Here is a 1635-nt window from a genome sequence, read left to right as displayed (position 1 = left end):
GAGCGGCGACGACGACGGCGTGCTGACCGCCGAGGAGATCGCCACGCTCGACCTCGGGGGCGTCGATTGGGCGGTCCTCTCGGCCTGCGACACCGGCCTCGGCGACGTCCGGATCGGCGAAGGGGTGCTCGGGCTGCGGCGCGCGTTCCAGGTGGCCGGGGCGCGCACCGTCGTGATGAGCCTCTGGCCGGTGCAGGACGAGCGCACGAGCCGCCTGATGGACGGCCTCTACCGGGCGCGGCTGCTGCGCGGCCTCGACGCGGCGGAGGCGCTGGCGGCGGCCGAGCTCGAGCAGTTGAAGGCGCGGCGCGCGGCGCGCGGCGCGACGAGCCCGTTCTACTGGGGCGCCTTCGTCGCGGCGGAGTAGCTCCGCGACGCGCCGCTCTTGCGCCCGCGGGCTTGCAGTCGGGCGCGAGGCCGTCGGTCGGGGCGCGCGGCCGTTCGCGTCGCTCCCGCGGCCGGGCATAGGGAAGGGCCGGCTTGCGGTTCCCGTTCGGCGAATCGCTCCCGCGGCCGGGGCAAAGGAAAGGGCCGGCTTGCGGCCGGCCCTTCGCGTCCTGCGTCGATGCGCCGCGGCGCGGCGCGACGCTCGTCAGAGCAGCGTCTTGGCGGCCGCGAGCGCGGCCTCGTAGTTGGGCTCCTGGCCGATCTCGGGCACCGTCTCGTGGTAGCGGACGATCCCCTTCTGATCGACGACCGTCACGCCGCGGGCCAGCAGACGCAGCGCGGGGATGATCATCCCGAAGGCGTTGCCGAACGCCGCGTCGCGGTGGTCGGACAGCGTCTGGAGATTCTCGATCCCGGCGGTGGAGCAGAAGCGGCCCTGGGCGAACGGCAGGTCCATCGAAACCACGAGCACCTTGCTGTTCGGGCCGAGCGAGGCGGCGGCCTCGTTGAAACGGCGGGTCTGCGCCTGGCAGACCGGCGTGTCGAGCGACGGCACGGAGTTGATGATCAGGACCTTCCCCTTGTCCTCGGCCGGGCTGTACGGGGTCAAATCGGCCTTGAGGGCGGTGAAGGCGGGGGCGGGCTGGCCGACCTGGAGCGGCTCGCCGCCGAGCGCAAGCGGGTTCCCCTTCATCGTGACCTTGCGTTCCGACATCGCGTTCTCCTTGAATGGCCCCGCGCGGGGTGGCGCGCGGAGGGGATAAAACTTACGTCCACTGTTGCCCGGGGGGGCAAATAAACCCCAAAATGCCGGGACCCGCCACGGAGGATGCATGGAAACAGGGCGCAGCACGCTCCCCGACAATGCCTACCGCAAACTGAACGCCGGCGAAACATATCAGCCGCTCGTCGGCGCGCGCGAGGCGATGCGCGAATGGACGCCGCGCTCGGTCTCGATGGGCGTCTTCTTCGCCGCCCTCTTCTCCGCCGCCGCCGCCTTCCTCGGCTTCAAGGTCGGGCAGGTGTTCGAGGCCGCGATCCCGATCGCGATCCTCGCGGTCGGGCTGGGGCAGCTCTTCCCGCGCCGCTCGACGATCCTCGAGAACGTGATCGTCCAGTCGATCGGCGCCGCCTCGGGGCTGATCGTCGCCGGCTCGATCTTCACGCTGCCGGGGCTGTTCATCCTCGGGCTGCCGGTGGACCTCTTCAAGCTCTTCCTCGTCGCGCTCTTCGGCGGCGTCCTCGGCG

General features: G+C 71.6%; 3 protein-coding genes. 2 read left to right on the top strand and 1 reads right to left on the bottom strand.

The genetic code is table 11. The features are described from left to right. Positions 1-367 (top strand): CHAT domain-containing protein (locus LLG88_03310; protein MCE5245935.1); only part of this gene is annotated, 367 nt, incomplete at its 5' end. A gap of 225 nt (positions 368-592) precedes the next feature. Here LLG88_03310 and tpx read toward each other — a convergent pair. Beyond that, positions 593-1102 (bottom strand): thiol peroxidase, encoded by a 510-nt coding sequence (gene tpx, locus LLG88_03305; GenBank protein ID MCE5245934.1) that lies wholly within the window; start codon positions 1100-1102, stop codon positions 593-595. Positions 1103-1220: 118 nt separating this feature from the next. Between tpx and LLG88_03300 the strand changes: the two genes are divergently transcribed. Continuing rightward, positions 1221-1635: OPT/YSL family transporter (locus LLG88_03300; GenBank protein MCE5245933.1), on the top strand; the 415-nt coding region annotated here is incomplete at its 3' end.

Source organism: bacterium, assembly GCA_021372775.1.
Taxonomy (GTDB): Bacteria; Acidobacteriota; Polarisedimenticolia; order J045; family J045; genus JAJFTU01.
This window is presented reverse-complemented; position numbering and strand designations above follow the sequence as displayed.